Source organism: Shewanella sp. M-Br (genome assembly GCF_036245925.1).
GTDB classification, from domain to species: domain Bacteria; phylum Pseudomonadota; class Gammaproteobacteria; order Enterobacterales; family Shewanellaceae; genus Shewanella; species Shewanella oncorhynchi.
Window position 1 is genome coordinate 144,070 of record NZ_BJBV01000011.1, and the last position, 16,039, is coordinate 160,108.

Annotated in this window: 14 protein-coding genes; 11 read left to right on the forward strand and 3 right to left on the reverse strand. The window is 47.4% G+C overall.

Annotated features, from left to right (window positions below; genetic code table 11):
* The first annotated feature begins 4 nt into the window (after positions 1-4).
* On the forward strand, positions 5-571 hold the full coding sequence (locus AAA952_RS11440; RefSeq protein WP_105251316.1) for a 4Fe-4S dicluster domain-containing protein: 567 nt from the start codon (positions 5-7) through the stop codon (positions 569-571).
* Positions 572-573: 2 nt separating this feature from the next.
* Entirely contained in the window at positions 574-1,521 is a 948-nt protein-coding gene (gene nrfD, locus AAA952_RS11445; RefSeq protein WP_219253698.1) for an NrfD/PsrC family molybdoenzyme membrane anchor subunit, read from the forward strand.
* 104 nt (positions 1,522-1,625) lie between these two features.
* On the opposite strand, the gene AAA952_RS11450 is transcribed toward nrfD, so the two are convergent.
* Positions 1,626-2,369, reverse strand: a complete 744-nt coding sequence (locus AAA952_RS11450; RefSeq protein WP_212600085.1) for a sulfite exporter TauE/SafE family protein — start codon at positions 2,367-2,369, stop codon at positions 1,626-1,628.
* Positions 2,370-2,503: 134 nt separating this feature from the next.
* The gene (gene metJ / locus AAA952_RS11455) at positions 2,504-2,818 is read right to left on the reverse strand and encodes a met regulon transcriptional regulator MetJ (protein WP_105251319.1); all 315 of its coding nucleotides are present in this window, start codon (positions 2,816-2,818) and stop codon (positions 2,504-2,506) included.
* Between the two features lie 212 nt (positions 2,819-3,030).
* Between metJ and metB the strand changes: the two genes are divergently transcribed.
* The 3 genes from metB (at position 3,031) to metF (ending at position 7,704) form a co-directional block, all read left to right on the forward strand.
* A complete protein-coding gene (gene metB / locus AAA952_RS11460) occupies positions 3,031-4,194 on the forward strand; it encodes a cystathionine gamma-synthase (RefSeq protein ID WP_338257118.1) in 1,164 nt (387 codons plus the stop codon).
* 11 nt (positions 4,195-4,205) lie between these two features.
* Positions 4,206-6,599 (forward strand): bifunctional aspartate kinase/homoserine dehydrogenase II, encoded by a 2,394-nt coding sequence (locus AAA952_RS11465; RefSeq protein ID WP_338257119.1) that lies wholly within the window; start codon positions 4,206-4,208, stop codon positions 6,597-6,599.
* 217 nt (positions 6,600-6,816) lie between these two features.
* Complete coding sequence (gene metF / locus AAA952_RS11470; protein WP_012088154.1) at positions 6,817-7,704, forward strand: methylenetetrahydrofolate reductase; 888 nt, start codon at positions 6,817-6,819, stop codon at positions 7,702-7,704.
* Positions 7,705-7,755: 51 nt separating this feature from the next.
* Here metF and AAA952_RS11475 read toward each other — a convergent pair whose 3' ends face one another.
* Complete coding sequence (locus tag AAA952_RS11475; RefSeq protein ID WP_338257141.1) at positions 7,756-9,657, reverse strand: methyl-accepting chemotaxis protein; 1,902 nt, start codon at positions 9,655-9,657, stop codon at positions 7,756-7,758.
* A gap of 223 nt (positions 9,658-9,880) precedes the next feature.
* On the opposite strand from AAA952_RS11475, the gene slyA reads away from it, so the two are divergent.
* From slyA to AAA952_RS11505, 6 genes are all read left to right on the forward strand, one after another.
* Positions 9,881-10,354, forward strand: a complete 474-nt coding sequence (slyA, locus tag AAA952_RS11480; RefSeq protein WP_220776938.1) for a transcriptional regulator SlyA — start codon at positions 9,881-9,883, stop codon at positions 10,352-10,354.
* A gap of 8 nt (positions 10,355-10,362) precedes the next feature.
* Positions 10,363-11,421 carry an HlyD family secretion protein gene (locus tag AAA952_RS11485; protein WP_263172872.1) on the forward strand — a complete coding sequence of 353 codons (1,059 nt, stop codon included), beginning with the start codon at positions 10,363-10,365 and terminating at the stop codon, positions 11,419-11,421.
* 213 nt (positions 11,422-11,634) lie between these two features.
* Positions 11,635-12,663: a DUF2955 domain-containing protein gene (locus AAA952_RS11490; RefSeq protein WP_113940046.1), complete on the forward strand. Its 1,029-nt coding sequence runs from the start codon at positions 11,635-11,637 to the stop codon at positions 12,661-12,663.
* A gap of 225 nt (positions 12,664-12,888) precedes the next feature.
* Entirely contained in the window at positions 12,889-13,512 is a 624-nt protein-coding gene (locus tag AAA952_RS11495; RefSeq protein WP_338257126.1) for a c-type cytochrome, read from the forward strand.
* Between the two features lie 10 nt (positions 13,513-13,522).
* A complete protein-coding gene (locus AAA952_RS11500; RefSeq protein ID WP_263256639.1) occupies positions 13,523-14,590 on the forward strand; it encodes a c-type cytochrome in 1,068 nt (355 codons plus the stop codon).
* A 677-nt stretch (positions 14,591-15,267) separates the two neighbouring features.
* On the forward strand, positions 15,268-15,729 hold the full coding sequence (locus tag AAA952_RS11505; protein WP_338257130.1) for a hypothetical protein: 462 nt from the start codon (positions 15,268-15,270) through the stop codon (positions 15,727-15,729).
* Positions 15,730-16,039: the final 310 nt, after the last annotated feature.

Sequence of the window (16,039 nt, forward strand, 5' to 3'; positions counted from 1 at the left end):
TTAAATGAATAAACGATATGTAATGGTGCACGACGAGAATAAGTGCATCGGCTGCCAAGCTTGTAACGTGGCGTGTCGCAGTGAAAATGGCGTACCCGAAGGCGTAACTCGTCTGCAAGTGCGTGTGGAAGGCCCCTTTGGTGAGATGCCCAATCTGCATTTCAAATATCACAGGGTATCTTGCCAGCAATGTGAAGATGCACCCTGCGTTAAAGTGTGCCCAACAGGCGCGGCCTATGTGGGTGAAGATGGCATTATCTCTATCCATACCGAGAAGTGTGTCGGTTGTATGTACTGTGTGGCAGCGTGCCCTTATAAAGTGCGCTTTATGAACCCAGAAACCAAGGCGGCGGATAAGTGTAACTTCTGCAAGGATACGCGTTTAGCGCGGGGCGAAGAGCCAGCGTGTGTGACTGTGTGTCCAACCGATGCCTTAGTGTTTGGTGATGCCAATGATCCACGCAGTGAAGTGGCCATCATGCTCAACACTAAAATCACTTACCAAGATAAAACCCATTTGGGCACTAAACCTAGGGTATATCGCGTTCCTACCAAAAGAGGGGGGATTTGATTATGAACAATACTTGGGGCGACATGGCGCAATATGATCCTGTCACTTGGCACTGGGTCATCGCCGTTTACCTGTTTATGGCGGGGTTATCCGCGGGCAGTTTACTGATTGGCATTGGTTTGCGCTGGGCGAATAAGGAACTCAGCGCGGGAGCTGAAAGCAGCATTCTTAAGGCGGCAGCCATTATTGGGCCTGTAGCAATTAGCTTAGGTCTAGCTTGTTTAGTGTTTGACTTAACCAAACCATTCCACTTTTGGTTGATCTTAATTCACTATAACTTCCAGTCTGTGATGGCAATCGGGGTGCTGGCGCTGCTGGCGTATTCTCCCTTAGCTTTTGCGTACGCCATTATTGTGCTGCGGGATGACTTACCAAAATGGGGTTTAGGTTTCCTAGCGCCTATCGCTAAGTTACTTATGCCATTTCGAAAGCTGATTGAAGTATTGTTGTTTGTCCTCGCCATTGGCGTGGGGGCTTACACTGGCTTCTTAATTTCGGCGATGAATGCTTACCCTATGCTCAACACTGCGGTACTGCCTGCGCTGTTTTTAGTGTCAGGTCTATCGGCGGGCGCTGCGGCAAATGCGGTACTGGCGTTGCTGATGTTTAAGACGGACAGCCACGACAAAACCTTAGTGAAGATGCACGGTTTAGAATTGCCTGTGATGGCGATTGAAATTCTGTTCCTGTTCATGTTGTTCTGCGCCTTGTACTTTAAGGGCGGCGCGGCTGCTGCGGCCTTAGCATCGTTAACGTCTGGGCTATGGGCAAGCGTGTTCTGGATAGGTGTTGTCGGAATTGGCTTTGGTATTCCATTGCTGTTTATGCTGTTACCCGCCGCGACTCGCCACACTAAGGGCGCAATGATCATGGTTGCCTGCGCGAGCTTAACCGGCGTACTCGCTCTAAGACACTTTATTGTGTACGCAGGGCAAAGCTATTTAAGCTGAGTGTAAGCTGGCTTTAGATATTGATAGATAAAGAAAAGCACTGGCAATGTCAGTGCTTTTTATTGTTTGAATCTTCAGATGATTTGCCAATACAAGCAGGACGCTTATTGGGGTAATAACTCGATAACCGACTTCACCGTTAGCACTAAGGCGCTGATACTGCACAGGACTAACGTCGCCATCTTTGTCTTCTCTTTATCGACACGGCCCACTAATCGTCCTGCGACTAAGTAACCTAAAATCACTGAGGGGAGCAGCATCAACGACAGCCACAGATGTTTTAATTCTAATAAGCCAGTGATCGCTAAAATGACCAATGCAATCATGGAGCTAAAAATGAAGAAGGCCGACAGGGCAGCACGAAACTGCGAGGCATCTTTGCCTGCCAACAAAATCGCCATCGGCGGGCCACCAATCGCGGCGATATTGCCGAAGATCCCTGAAACCACACCCGCACTGAAGAGGGTTTTCTTATTCACTGGCAGGCTGAATTTATTCAGGCTGAGGATCACTGCGACAGTTACAATGGCGGCGATGGATAAACCCAGTATGGGTTGAGGCGCAAACAGCAATAAACTCGCGCCGATAAAACCACCGGGCACGCGGCCTATGAGCGCATATTGCAAGCCATTGAATTCTAAGTGACCGCGTTCACGCACTAAGGTCAGCAGGGCGATGGAGAAACCCATAGCAATAACAGGCGCAGGTACAAGTTGTGGATCGACGATATACAGCAAAGGACTGGCGACAACCGCAAGCCCAAACCCAATAAGACTTTGGGTTAAGGCGCCCAGAAACACGACCAGCGAGGCTAAGGCGAGTGTCTGTGGATCTATCATAGAAAACATAGGATTTCCTATATCCCAAACCAACTCAAGATGGTGAAATTTAAAGTTTGAAGTCGCTTGGGTATAAACAAAAAGGGATCGTTAACGATCCCTATTGATGAGCACTGTGATATGACTTTGAAAGCGACGAGTCGCTATTCCATGTCTTCCCACTCGATTCCCATTTGATCCATCAACAACTTGGCTTCGGCGGGAATGCTGTCTGGGTTATCTTTTGACAGATCTTCATCGTTGGGCAATGGCTGGCCAGTGTAGGCGTGCAAAAATGCCTCACACAACAGCTCGCTGTTGGTGGCGTGACGCAAATTATTGACCTGACGACGAGTACGTTCGTCCGTGAGGACCTTAAGCACTTTGAGCGGAATAGACACAGTAATTTTTTTTACTTGTTCATTCTTCTTGCCATGTTCAGCATAGGGGCTGATGTATTCCCCATTCCATTCAGTCATTGACTCACCTGTTATAACGCTAAATTCGGGGCAGATTTTAAACCCTTACAAAGAACAGTCAAATTATTGCTACTATTTCTTTGTGATTGCAAACAGATTTCTTTATGTTCAGACGTCTAAACGTCTTCACGCCTATTGACGATGGCGTTGGGCTTAGGTACATTTAGACGTCCAGACATCTCTATCAGTCTACCGAATTTAGGAGTCCACCCATGGCAGAGCGTCAATTAGCCACACTGGCAGTGCGTCAGGGTATCGAAAGCGATACTCAATATGGCGCAGTTGTGCCACCGATTTATTTGTCGACTAATTACGCCTTCGATGGTCATAAAAATCCCCGCGAATTCGATTACAGTCGTTCAGGCAACCCAACTCGCTGCATTTTAGGTGAAGCATTAGCCCAATTAGAAAAGGGCGCCACTGGCATAGTGACGTGCACTGGCATGGCGGCCATCACCTTAGTGACCACTTTGCTCGGCCCTGATGACCTATTAGTTGTGCCCCATGATTGCTATGGTGGTTCCTACCGTTTATTTACCAACTTGGCGAAGAAAGGCCAGTTTAAGCTCATTGTGGTCGACCAAACCGACAGCCAAGCGTTAGCCGCCTCCATTGCGCAGAATCCTAAGATGGTGTGGCTCGAAACCCCATCGAACCCGTTATTGCGTGTGGTAGATATCGAAGCCATTGCTAAGGCGAGCCATGAGGTCGGCGCGCTGGTGGTGGTCGATAACACCTTTTTATCGCCGATATTGCAACAACCCCTATTGTTAGGCGCGGATATCGTTATCCACTCCACCACTAAATATATCAATGGTCACAGCGATGTGGTCGGTGGCGCAGTGGTCGCTAAAGACGCGCAAATCGGTGAAAGCTTACATTGGTGGTCGAACACTCTAGGCTTAACGGGGTCAGCCTTCGACAGTTATCTGACCCTGCGCGGCCTGCGTACCTTAGCGGTGCGAATTCGTGAACATCAAGCCAATGCCCAGCGCATTGTTGAGGTATTAACGCAAAGTCCTGTGGTGAGCAAAGTTTATTACCCTGGTCTTGCGGATCACCCTGGTCATGCCATTGCGGCCAAGCAACAACAGGGCTTTGGCGCTATGCTGAGCTTTGAGCTCAAAGGCGGCGAGGCCGAAGTCGTGGCCTTTTTAGGTGCACTCAGCTTATTTAGCGTGGCGGAAAGTTTAGGTGGCGTCGAAAGTTTAGTGGCAGTGCCCGCCACTATGACCCACAGAGCCATGGAGCCGCAAGCGCGCTTCGAGGCTGGTATTAAGGACACCCTATTGCGTCTATCGGTGGGTATTGAAGATGCCGCCGATTTAGTTGCAGATATTCAAGCAGGATTAGCCGCCGTTGCGGCTTGTCAGTAGAGGAATAATAGATGGCACGTTGTCACTTACATAAATTTGGTGGCTCCAGTTTAGCGGATGCCGATTGTTATCGCCGAGTCGCCCATATCCTGTTAACCCACGGTCATAGTGATGATCTCGTGGTGGTCTCTGCGGCGGGTAAAAGCACGAATTTCCTGTATAAATTATTAGCGCTGCGTGATGCGGGTCAGCTATGGCAAGAAGAATTACAAGTGCTGATCAGCTACCAACAGGGGTTGATTGAGCAGTTGTTGTCGAATGAACAAGCCCGCGATCTGCGTGAGCGTTTGGCCACTGATAAAGCGCAACTCATCAGCTTGTTGTCCTTAGACGAGCGCAACGAATATCAAATCAACCATGTGGTGAGCTTTGGCGAACGTTGGTCGGCACGTTTAATGGCGGCGCTGCTGCGCGAATCTGGCGTTGCGGCAAGCCATGTGGATGCCTGTTCAATTTTAGTGGCCGATGAAGCCGCTGTGCCGCAAATTCGGGTACAAGAATCCCGCGCTAAAGTACAAGCCCTATTAGCCGCGCATCCCAATGAACGCTTAGTGATCACAGGTTTTATCTGTGCTAACGAGCGTGGCGATACCCTATTACTTGGCCGTAATGGTTCAGATTTTAGTGCCAGCCTGATTGCCAGCCTTGCCGATATCGAGCGCGTGACCATTTGGACCGATGTGGAAGGAGTGTTCAACGCCGATCCTAATAAAATCAACGATGCCAAGTTACTAAAAAGCATGTCACTTGCCGAAGCCGATCGCCTAGCGCGTTTGGGCTCGCCAGTATTGCATTCGCGCACTTTGCAGCCGCTATTCAATACCGAAGTGAGCTTAGCGGTGCGTTCAAGTTATGCGTCCCACACCGACTTTACCTTAATCGCGCCCCACAGTTCGTCGGCGAGCGCGCCTGTGTTGACTAACCTCAATGCTGTTGTCCTGTTCGGCTTTAAACTCACAGGGGCGTTAACTCGTTTATTAGATTTATTGATTGCCGCGGGTTTAACGCCATTGGCCCATTGGACCTCTGCCCATCAAAGAGTTGAACTTGCCTATACCGCTGAGAATCAAAAACAAGTTCAAAGATTACTCGATGCCGAGGCAGAAGCATTCGGGATCAGCGATCAGCAGATCAATACAGATTTTGGTTTAGTCGCATTAGTGAGTGCCGACGCCGAACATTATCGTCGCAGCTTTGCCCGTTTACTGAGCCGTGATGCTAAACCTTTGTTCAGTGGTGATTTAAGTTTAGTGACGTTAGTGCCTCAGTCACAGGTGAATCTGTTAACCCAAAAAGTCCACCGTCGCTGCGCTGGGCCGCGTAAACGCATTGGCGTCCTGCTGCTCGGTGTGGGTAATATCGGTGAGGCTTGGATTGATCTGTTTAAGTCGGTATCGCCATCACTGGATCATGAACTCGAAGCTAGCGTTGAGTTAGTTGGTTTAGTTAGTTCGAGTAAAGCCTTGATTAAATCCACTGGCATTAATCTTGCCGCGTGGCAAACAGAGTTTAATACTGAAGCAACGCCTTGGCAGTACGAGCATTTGTTCGAGCAATTAGAACGGGTTAACTGCGATGAGCTGGTGGCCTTAGATATCAGTGCTAGCGCTAGTTTGACGCTGCAATATCCAGAGCTATTCGAGCGTGGCATACATGTGGTGAGCGCGAATAAACTCGCTGGTTCGGGACCACTGCCTTTCTACCGTGAGTTAAAGCAGCAACTGGGTAATCGTCGTTTATTTTGGCGCTATAACGCCAGTTGCGGCGCAGGTTTGCCTATCCAACATGCGTTAAATGATCTGCGTAACAGCGGTGATAGCGTTGAAGCCGTGGGCGGGATTTTCTCCGGCACCCTGTGTTGGTTGTTTGAGAAATACGACACCAGCAAGCCTTTCTCTGAATTAGTGATTGAAGCCAGAGGCTTAGGTATTACTGAACCCGATCCCCGCGACGATCTCTCCGGCCGAGATATGCAGCGTAAACTGCTTATTTTGGCCCGTGAAATTGGCCTTGAAATCGAGCTCGAAGATATTGAATTACGCTCATTAGTGCCAGCCGATTTGGCCGATATTCCCTTAGATCAATTTCTTGCCCGCATTGCCGAGTTAGATGCTGATCTGCTGCAACAGTATGGTGCGGCGGCGGAGCAAAATAAGGTGCTCAGATATGTGGCATCCTTAGACAACAGCGGCCCAGAGCTCAAGGCCGAAGTGGGTTTGCAGTGGATCGATACCCATCACCCTTACGCCAACTTAACCCCTGGTGATAATGTGTTTGTGATCCGCAGTGTCTTCTACCAAGGTAATCCGCTGATCATCCGTGGACCGGGCGCCGGACGCGAAGTGACAGCGGCGGCGGTGCAGTCGGATCTGACGCAGATCTGTCGCGATCTCTTGCAAGAGTAGACTGAAATTCAGCAGCTTAAAGGACTCATTCGAGTCCTTTTTTATTGGCTAGAATAAATCTATCGAATTAACCGAGATTAAATGCGGTTTATGGGTATTTTTGGGCTTGACTTACATCTCAGTTTCTCTAGTATATGGACATATAGACGTCCAAACGTCCATTTGAAATAATTCATACTAGCAAAGAGTAGCGCCAAGGGCGGTTGAGGAAATACACATGGCTTTTCATCACGCACAACATTCACAATCGCTAAACCAAAGCTTGTCTGAGCTAAATGGCGATATTAATGTTTCTTTTGAGTTTTTCCCGCCATCGACCCCCGAAATGGAACAGATACTGTGGAACTCTATCCGTCGTTTAGAGCCGCTGAATCCTAAGTTTGTGTCTGTGACTTACGGTGCTAACTCTGGTGTTCGCGACCGCACCCATGGCGTGATTGAACGTATCCAACAGGAAACCGACCTCGTTGCCGCGCCGCACTTAACCTTAGTGGATGCCAGCGATGAAGAGTTATTAGAACTGGCTAAGCATTACTGGAAGTCGGGCATTCGTGACATAGTGGCACTGCGGGGTGATTTACCTGCGGGCAGCCCAAAGCCAACCCGTTTTGCAGTGGATTTAGTGCGTTTACTGCGCTCTGTGGCTGACTTTGATATTTCCGTTGCGGCCTATCCAGAAGTGCATCCCGATGCGAGTAATGCACAGGCGGATTTGATCAACCTTAAGCGCAAGATTGATGCGGGCGCTAGCCGTGCTATTACCCAGTTTTTCTTCGATGTGGAATCTTACCTGCGTTTTCGTGATCGCTGCGTTGCCGCCGGTATCGACGTTGAAATCGTGCCGGGCATCTTGCCTGTGACTAACTTTACCCAGCTAAAACGTTTCGCGGGCATGACCAATGTGTCGTTACCGAATTGGTTACATAAGCAATTCGACGGCCTAGAAAACGATGCGGGTACACGCCAATTGGTGGGGGCAAACGTGGCCATCGACATGGTGAAAGTGCTGTCCCGCGAAGGTGTGAAGGATTTCCATTTCTACACCTTAAATCGCGCCGAATTGACCTACGCGATTTGCCACACTTTAGGCGTGCGTCCTAAATAAAACTTTATAAAATAAGCTAATAAAAACGCCGCAGCGAATGCGGCGTTTTGTTTAAATTCTAAATTGAGCTAATAAAGTTGTTAAACGGGCTGCGAGTTGGGCAAGTTCATCGCCAGCGCGTGCGGTTTGTACCGCACTATCTGTCGCATTGGTCGCAATATCATTGATGTTATTAACATTTTTATTAATCTCAGCCGAAACCGCACATTGCTCATTTGCAGCGCTGGCGATCTGGATATTCATCTGGCTAATGGTGGAAACCGCATGGGTAATGGCTTCGAGTGCTTCACCCGCTTGGTGAACTTGGGATACACAGCTTTGGGTGGTGCGGGTGCTGGTTTCCATCGCATTGACTGTAGACTTAGCTTTATGCTGAAGCGCTTCGATCATCTGCTGAATTTCCGTCGTAGATGCTTGAGTGCGACTCGCCAGAGTGCGTACTTCATCGGCAACGACTGCAAACCCTCGACCTTGTTCTCCCGCCCTTGCGGCTTCAATTGCCGCATTGAGTGCGAGTAAATTAGTTTGGTCGGCAATATTACGGATAACTACAAGTACAGAATCGATTTCAGCGGTATTACGCTCTAATTCATTGATTTCACTCGCTGCTGTGGCTATTTCCTCGGCCAGTATGGCGATAGTGGTTACCACTTTTTGTACAACCAATTTGCCTTGTTCGGTTGAGTCATTGGCATGATTGGCTGCATCGGCCGCATCGGTCGCATTATGGGCAACTTCTTGTACCGTTGCGGCCATTTCATTCATTGCGGTGGCAACTTGCTCGGTTTCGAGGTGCTGACGACTCGCCATCTTCTGGGTTTCCCGCGTAATGCTCGACATTTCTTCAGCAGAGGTGGCGAGCAGGCTTGTTGAGTCGGCGACGTGGGAAACTGTGTTGTGAATTTTTTCTACAAAGCGGTTGAATGCCATCGATAATTCAGCAATTTCATCCTTACCTTTTACCGCGATTCTGCGGGTTAAATCGCCTTCACCTTTAGCTATATCATTCATGGCTTGGGTGGTTTCAGCGATAGGGCGAGTAATGCCTTTGGCAATAAACCAAGCAATGGCAGTTCCAATGACCAGAGCCACTAAACCGATAAGGATCAACTTAAGGCGAATATCCGCTATCGCTTGTTCTGAATGGGTTCTATCCATCGCAATATCGAGTACCCCAAATACGTTTCCTGAATAATCTTTTATGGCGTTGCGATACAGGGCGTAGGTTTTGTTATTTAAGGAAATAGTGCGTATGACTTCATGGCCTTGCATGACGTTATTGAGTTCATCTGTCGCTTGGGTATCAGGCGTGAATGTAGCGCCAAATAACTTATATCCAGAATCATCTGGCAAGATGAGGGCAATTTCTGCTTGATAGGCTTGTTTAAAATTATCAAAAAAGGGTTGACCGAAGGACATGCCAAACTCAACTGATCCTGTGTGTTGCCCGTTGTAACTCATTGGAACTAAACCACGAATACCTAATCCTTCCACTCCATATTCCAAGCCATAAAGAGGGCGCTTTTGGCTATTTGTTTCAACTATGGTCTTGCGTATGCTGGTGAGATCATCGCCAAATTTTTCGGGACGATGCAAGCGTAGAAAAGAAGTGGCTGGTGGCCTATGAAATTGGAATTGCTGAACCGCAAAATCGCGCTTAAGTTGGGTAAATATAGGTAAGGTACGGGCGGTGAGTTCATCACGCTCGCCTGTTGCAAAGGTGCTTTGAACTTCTGGCGTGAGTGAGATGATGGTTGCCATTGCTTCGGCTAATTTGCCCGATGAGGCTATCTCGGCAACAGCGGTTTCATAGATCTTATGGAGTTCTCTTTGCTCGGATTCTGCAACTTGGCGACTGAATTCAGAGAGAACGAGCGGCATGATAAAGCTCATTACTGTTAACAGTAATAGACAGATCCCAATAACGATCCTCGTACTAATTTTTAGATTTATCAAAACAGCCTCCAATTCATGTGCAAATCAACTCAATTTATCCTTTTGATATTATAGAGATACAACTTGATAAGATTTGAGAGGGAGCGAACCTTTTTAAGTTATTTATTCCCTCTTACGCTCGTTTCGTGCCCTTGGACACAGATCTATTTGTGACCTAAATATTTACTTAGCCTGCTAACTAAGTATAATGCTTAGCACGCTAACTAAGTGGGTGAGCAAGATGCAAAAAGAATTAGAGCGACTAAAAGAGTTATCACTGGCGGAGCATTTAGGCCGTCTGCATCGACTGTGGCGTACCGTGGCCGATGTTGAGCTGGCACCTTTAGGATTAACTCATCCCCGTTGGACTGCCCTATGGAAACTGCTGCGTTTAGGCGACAGTGTTAGCCAAAAAGTGTTGGCCGATGCCTTAGAAATTGAATTGGCTTCGTTAATGCGCACCTTAGGGCAATTAGAAGAGCAAGGTCTAGTCGAGCGTCATTGTTGTGACAAAGATAAGCGGGCAAGGATTGTGAGCCTGACGCCAGCGGGATTAGATGTTTTAAAGCAAATGGAAGCGCGGATTATTCAAGTGCGCCGTGAGTTATTAGGCGGGATCAGTGCCGAAGAGTTGAGCGAATTTGAACGCATTATTAGCCTGATCAGCGACAACGCCAGCGCCAAATTAACCAAGGTTACAGACACCATTTTGTGAGAAAGAAGATGACACCGGATCAACAGTTTGCCCGTTTAGTAAAATTTGCCATGTTTGGCTTTGTGATGGTTTTTGGCTATTTCATGCTGGCCGACACTATGATGCCATTGACGCCTCAAGCCATGGCGACCCGTGTAGTGACGAAAGTGACGCCGCAGATCAGCGGTAAAATCCAGACCATAGCTGTAACCAATAACCAAGCGGTTGCCAAGGGTGATTTGTTGTTTCAAGTCGATCCCGCGCCCTATGAGTTAGCGGTATCGCAAGCTAAATTGGCCTTAGAGCAAGCCCGTCAAGATAATGCTGAGTTAGATGCCTCGCTACTGGCTGCTAAGGCCGAGGTCAATGCCAATAAAACCACCTCACAACAAAAACGCAGCGAGGCTAAACGTCTCGATGCCCTGTATGCCACCCATGGTGTATCGCAGCAGCAAAAGGAGCTAGCCGATAGTGATGCCGCAGCAGCAGAAGCCAATTTGCTTGCCGCCAATGCCCGTTTAGAAAAACTCAAAGTGAGTCGTGGCAGTTATGGCGAAGAGAATCTTAAAGTGCGTCAGGCGCAAAACCATTTAGCTCAAGCTGAGCTTAATCTGTCTTACACCCAAATACGTGCCGATCAAGATGGGATAGTGACTAACCTGCAGTTAGAAGTCGGTAGTTTTGCGACCGTGGGGCAACCTCTGTTGGCCGTGGTATCGGATAAAGTGGATATTATTGCCGATTTTCGCGAGAAGAGCCTGCGTGGCGTGAATGCTTCTTCGACCGCTTTGATTGCGTTCGATGGCGAACCTGGGCGTTTATATCGGGCGACGGTGAGCAGTGTTGATGCGGGCGTGAGTGCTGGGCAATTCGATGCTAATGGCCGTTTAGCCGCGCCACAGGAATCGGACCGTTGGGTACGTGATGCTCAAAGATTGAGATTACATCTAGTGTTAGATGGTATGGCAATGAACAGCTTACCTGCGGGTGCGCGCGCGACCGTGCAACTGCTGCCCGAGAATAGTCTGTTTAGCTTGCTCGCTAAGGTGCAAATTAAAGCAATCAGCCTGCTGCACTATATTTACTAGCCTATTTACTAGAATGTTTACTAGCGTATTTGCCAGCATATTTATCGGCATATCCATCAGTACTTATCTGTGTTGACGAGCACGAGTGACTCGCGGTGGTTTGTATTTGCCACGAGTCGCTTGAGTGAACGCTTCAAAGCAACATAAGTGTGAACGCAGCATAAGCCAGCTAAACATCCTCATTTAATGTATCGATAGAACAAGGCGACGAGCATGTTACTACGCCATAGCCCATTGACGGCCAACGATTTACGCCAGTGTTTACGGATTGCGACTGGCGCGACCTTAGGTTTTACCCTGTGTAAAATTTTTGGTTGGAGCAATGGAGTCTTTTTCACTGTGACACCTATGCTACTACTCGGATTAGTGCCAGTGATGAATGGTCATGCTATGCGCCAATTATTGGCTTCATCTGCCATGGCTGGGTTAGAGGTTGGGTTACTCGGCGGTTTCTTTGGCAGCCATCCCGGCATGATGACTCCCATCGTTTTCCTATTATTTTTATACCGCTTTGCGGCCATGTCCCGCGGCAGTTTGTTTCTCTTTGGTGCCAACGGTGTGCTGAGTCTCAGTATCATGCTGCACTTTGCAAGCTATCCCGGCGTTGACTTAAACGACTTAGTTTTCAGTAATTTTTGGGCGACAGCACTTTCAGTAGTTATCGCCTACGCTATGACGGCACTCTGGCCCGATGTGGAACCAAGAGCGGCTTACAAACCTGGGCCTAAGGCGCCGCATCGAATGCGCCACGAAGCCTTGCTCGGCGCGACCATAGCGACGGCATCGTTTCTGGTGTTCCAAATATTTGATCTGCGGGATTCGATGTCGGCTCAAGCGACTACTCTTTTGCTATTGTTTCCTATGCATTGGAATGGTGCACTCGACTATGCCCGTAAGCGCGCCATAGGCACCCTGTTGGGGGTGTCGTTTGGGATACTCGTGCAGTTGCTGCTCTATGATTGGTCAGGGCTATTGATGTTAGTTGTGCCCTTGTTGTGGATTGGACTGATGATTTTTAGCCAAGCCCATGTGCGCGAGGCGAATGGCTCAGGTGTCGGTTTTGGTGCTATGACCACCTTAGGGATTTTGTTTGGGCAGTATTTGACCCCAGGTAACGACTTAATCTTCAGTGCCTTATATCGAGTGAGCAGTATTTTAATCGCTATCGTTGGCACGTTACTTTTATGCTATTTGATACATAAGTTATTGAATCGTTTCGAATCGACGCGATTTGGTTATTGAGCAGGCCATTAAGTCTTGAAGGCTTGCAGCTTAACCTTGTACAGAGTAAGGTAAATTTATCCCGTTTGAATTGAACAATAAGTGACTCTTAATGAATGTTAAGGCTCATTTATTGGCTGTTTTAAAAATGAGCGGCTGATTTAAAAATGGGTTTAGTGTGTGAGCACAAACATAAATAACAATAACCCCTATGCTTTAGAGCTTAATTCTCTTCAAGGATAGAACATGAAGATTAAAACATTAGTCATAGGCTTAACGCTATGTAGCGGCTATGCCGCTGCCGCCGAGCCTTCTGACAAACAATCGATGAACGTTATGCCACAAGCTGCGCAGTTATGTGTGTCTTGCCATGGGGCAGGGGGTGAGGGTATTGAACCACTCGGCCCTCGATTAGCGGGATTATCTAAAGAATATATCTCGACACAATTGCAGCATTTCCAAGCGGGCGTTCGCCAAAACGCGACCATGATGCCGATGGCAATGACGCTCCAAGGTGACGGTATTGAGCAAGTGTCGAGCTATTTTTCAGCTAAGCCTGCCAATGAAGTCAAGCCTGTTATCCGCGGTGAACAAGTTGTTTTTAATGATGATACCGCCCGTTTAGCCTATCAAGGTGATTGGTCCCGTGGTTTACCAGCCTGCGTGACCTGCCATGGTCCTTCTGCATTAGGTGGCGGCTTATTTCCTCGCTTAGCAGGTCAACAGGCGAGTTATATCAAAACGCAATTATTAGCATGGCAGTCGGGAACACGTAAAGGTGATGTCGATGGCATGATGGGGAGCGTCGCGAATAAGCTCACCGTCGCCGAGATTGATGCGTTAGCCAACTACTTTGCGAATTTAAAATAAGGAGCCGGCCATGAAATATTCCGCAATGTTATTACTGGCCGCGATGGGGTCGTTAACCGTTCAGGCGCAAGCTGAAACTGAGCCAGTACAAGAACGCCCAGATAAGCAAGCTCCGCTGCCTTCTTTCCCTAAGGTAGCAGATCAAACCTATCTTACCCCTAGACCTTTGAGTGCGATTCCCGAAGGCGCCTTTGGTGATAAAGTGCGTTTAGGTTATCAACTGTTTGTGAATACCCAACAGCTGCGTGATAAGTATGTGGGTAATGAGCTTAACTGTACCAATTGCCATATGGATGCAGGCCGTAAAGCCAATGCATCACCCCTTTGGGGCGCGTATTTTGCTTATCCGGCGTATCGTAAAAAAGACAATAAAGTCAGTAGCTTTGAAGAACGCATCCAAGGCTGTTTTAACTATTCGATGAATGGTAAAGCCCCTGCATCAGGTAGCCCTGAGTTAGTGGCGCTTTCTGCCTACGCCTATTGGTTAGGCATGGGCGGCTTGATGGATGAGGCTAATATCAGTGGCCCTGTTCCTGAGATCAGTGATGCTGAGTTAGTCAAAGGTGCTAAGCGGGATGACTTCCCACTACCAGAGGCATTAGCTAAGGCGATGACAGTTGAGCAACGTGCTAACTTGCCGGGTCGAGCTTATCCTGAGATCCCAAAACCCGAACAAGCCTATTCACCTGAACGAGGTAAAGCCGTGTATGTCGCCCATTGCCAAACTTGTCATGGTGTTGATGGGCAAGGTCAAGCCATTGCGGGTGTGTATGCACTGCCGCCGCTGTGGGGATCTCAAAGTTATAACTGGGGAGCGGGAATGCACAGGGTCAATACTGCCGCATTTTTCATTTATGAAAACATGCCCTTTGGTAAGAGTATGCAGTTGACGAACCAACAGGCTTGGGATGTTGCCGCTTACATCAACTCCCACGAGCGTCCGCAGGACCCACGTAACAAGGGGGATGTGAAGCAAGCGCAGGAGAAATACCACAATGACAGCGATTACTATGGTCTCACTGTTGATGGCAAAGTGTTAGGCACTGAGTCCTATCCGATTTTTCCTAAGAAGTCATAGCCCAAAGCGTTAGGCCAGTTTTGAGATGAGTTTGAGTTAGTTATAAATCTAGACCTATTTTCATGAACCCAAAAGCCAGTAGAGGTTATCTTTACTGGTTTTTTAATGGGTCAAATATGTGTTGGTTAATTGTACTGAGTCATCTGGGATTTACGTTGTAGGGGTCTTCGTGTTTGCAGGTATCAACGTATAGATGAGTCATGGCATTCGCTCACCGACACGCAGCCAGTCCATCCTTGGATGCTCGACCGCCCCGTCCATGGGGCGGACGGTCGCCTCGCAAATCACCATGACTCACCTTTCGAGCATTTGCGTAACCTGTTGGTTTAAAATACAGAGAATTTAGCCATGGGTGGCTCATTAAACTATCTTGAGTGTGCAAAACATATCGGGGAGTCGAACCCCGTCTAAATTTTTTCACATACATTATCTATCAATGTTGGAATGCACGATCACAAGCAGTCACAATCCACCCGCTTTGAGATCAGGTTGTTGAGTAAATCATTTTAAACGAATGAGATTGGGAATAAGATACTTTATAAACTGTTTGAGATTGCAATTTATTGACACACAAAGGAGATGACTCTTCAATGTTAAGACAAACAAACATAATCAATTGAAAATAAATACCTATTTCAATTGTCTGAATGTAACTGAAATATACAAAGGGATGCGTTATGGTATGGTTTGCCGCTGTGATTGTACTTTTGCTTTTCATCTTTTCGCCAAAGAAAATGTTTACACTTGCAGGAGTTGTGCTGCTAATTTTCGGTGTAATTGGTGGGTATACTTACTATGATGATTGGAAAAATGAAGAGGCAAAGAATGCTGTTACAATCAACATTGAATATTCTCCAGAAAGCTGTAAAGAGCATTACCCACTTCAAGTTTTTATAAACAATTCAAGTACTAGAACCGTTTTTAAGGTTGAATGGGATATTAGTGTAAAAGCAGAAGGCTTTAGCTCAGAACTAGCAGATTATAAAAATGAAAAACTTTCTCAAGACAAAATATTGAAGCCTAAAGAAGGCTGGTGGGTATGTGCCAAAGTACCTAGGCTGAAGCGAGAGATAGAACAACTATCAAATTTACATTATTCGGTTAAAAATAAGTTTGTTATTTTTGAAAATGATTACTGAAAACTAACAGGCCTTCCAGAAATGCTAGTTACTTATTTTCAGCATAAACATCTAATTTAATCTCAATAATGTATTCATTCATGTATGCATCTATGAATACACTTGCTATAACTCAGGAATGCAGCTCACAGAGCCAAATGAATACACCCAAATATCATTTGAACTAGGTACGACTTAATGAATACAACCAATTGCAAGATCGGACAGGCACAGATCTTTGGGGATTAATCGTTGGCACTGTGGCGACAGAAGTTCACCATCCTCTGCGAAGTTGCCGCGGGGCGTTGGAATAAATTGCGTGAGTCCGGAC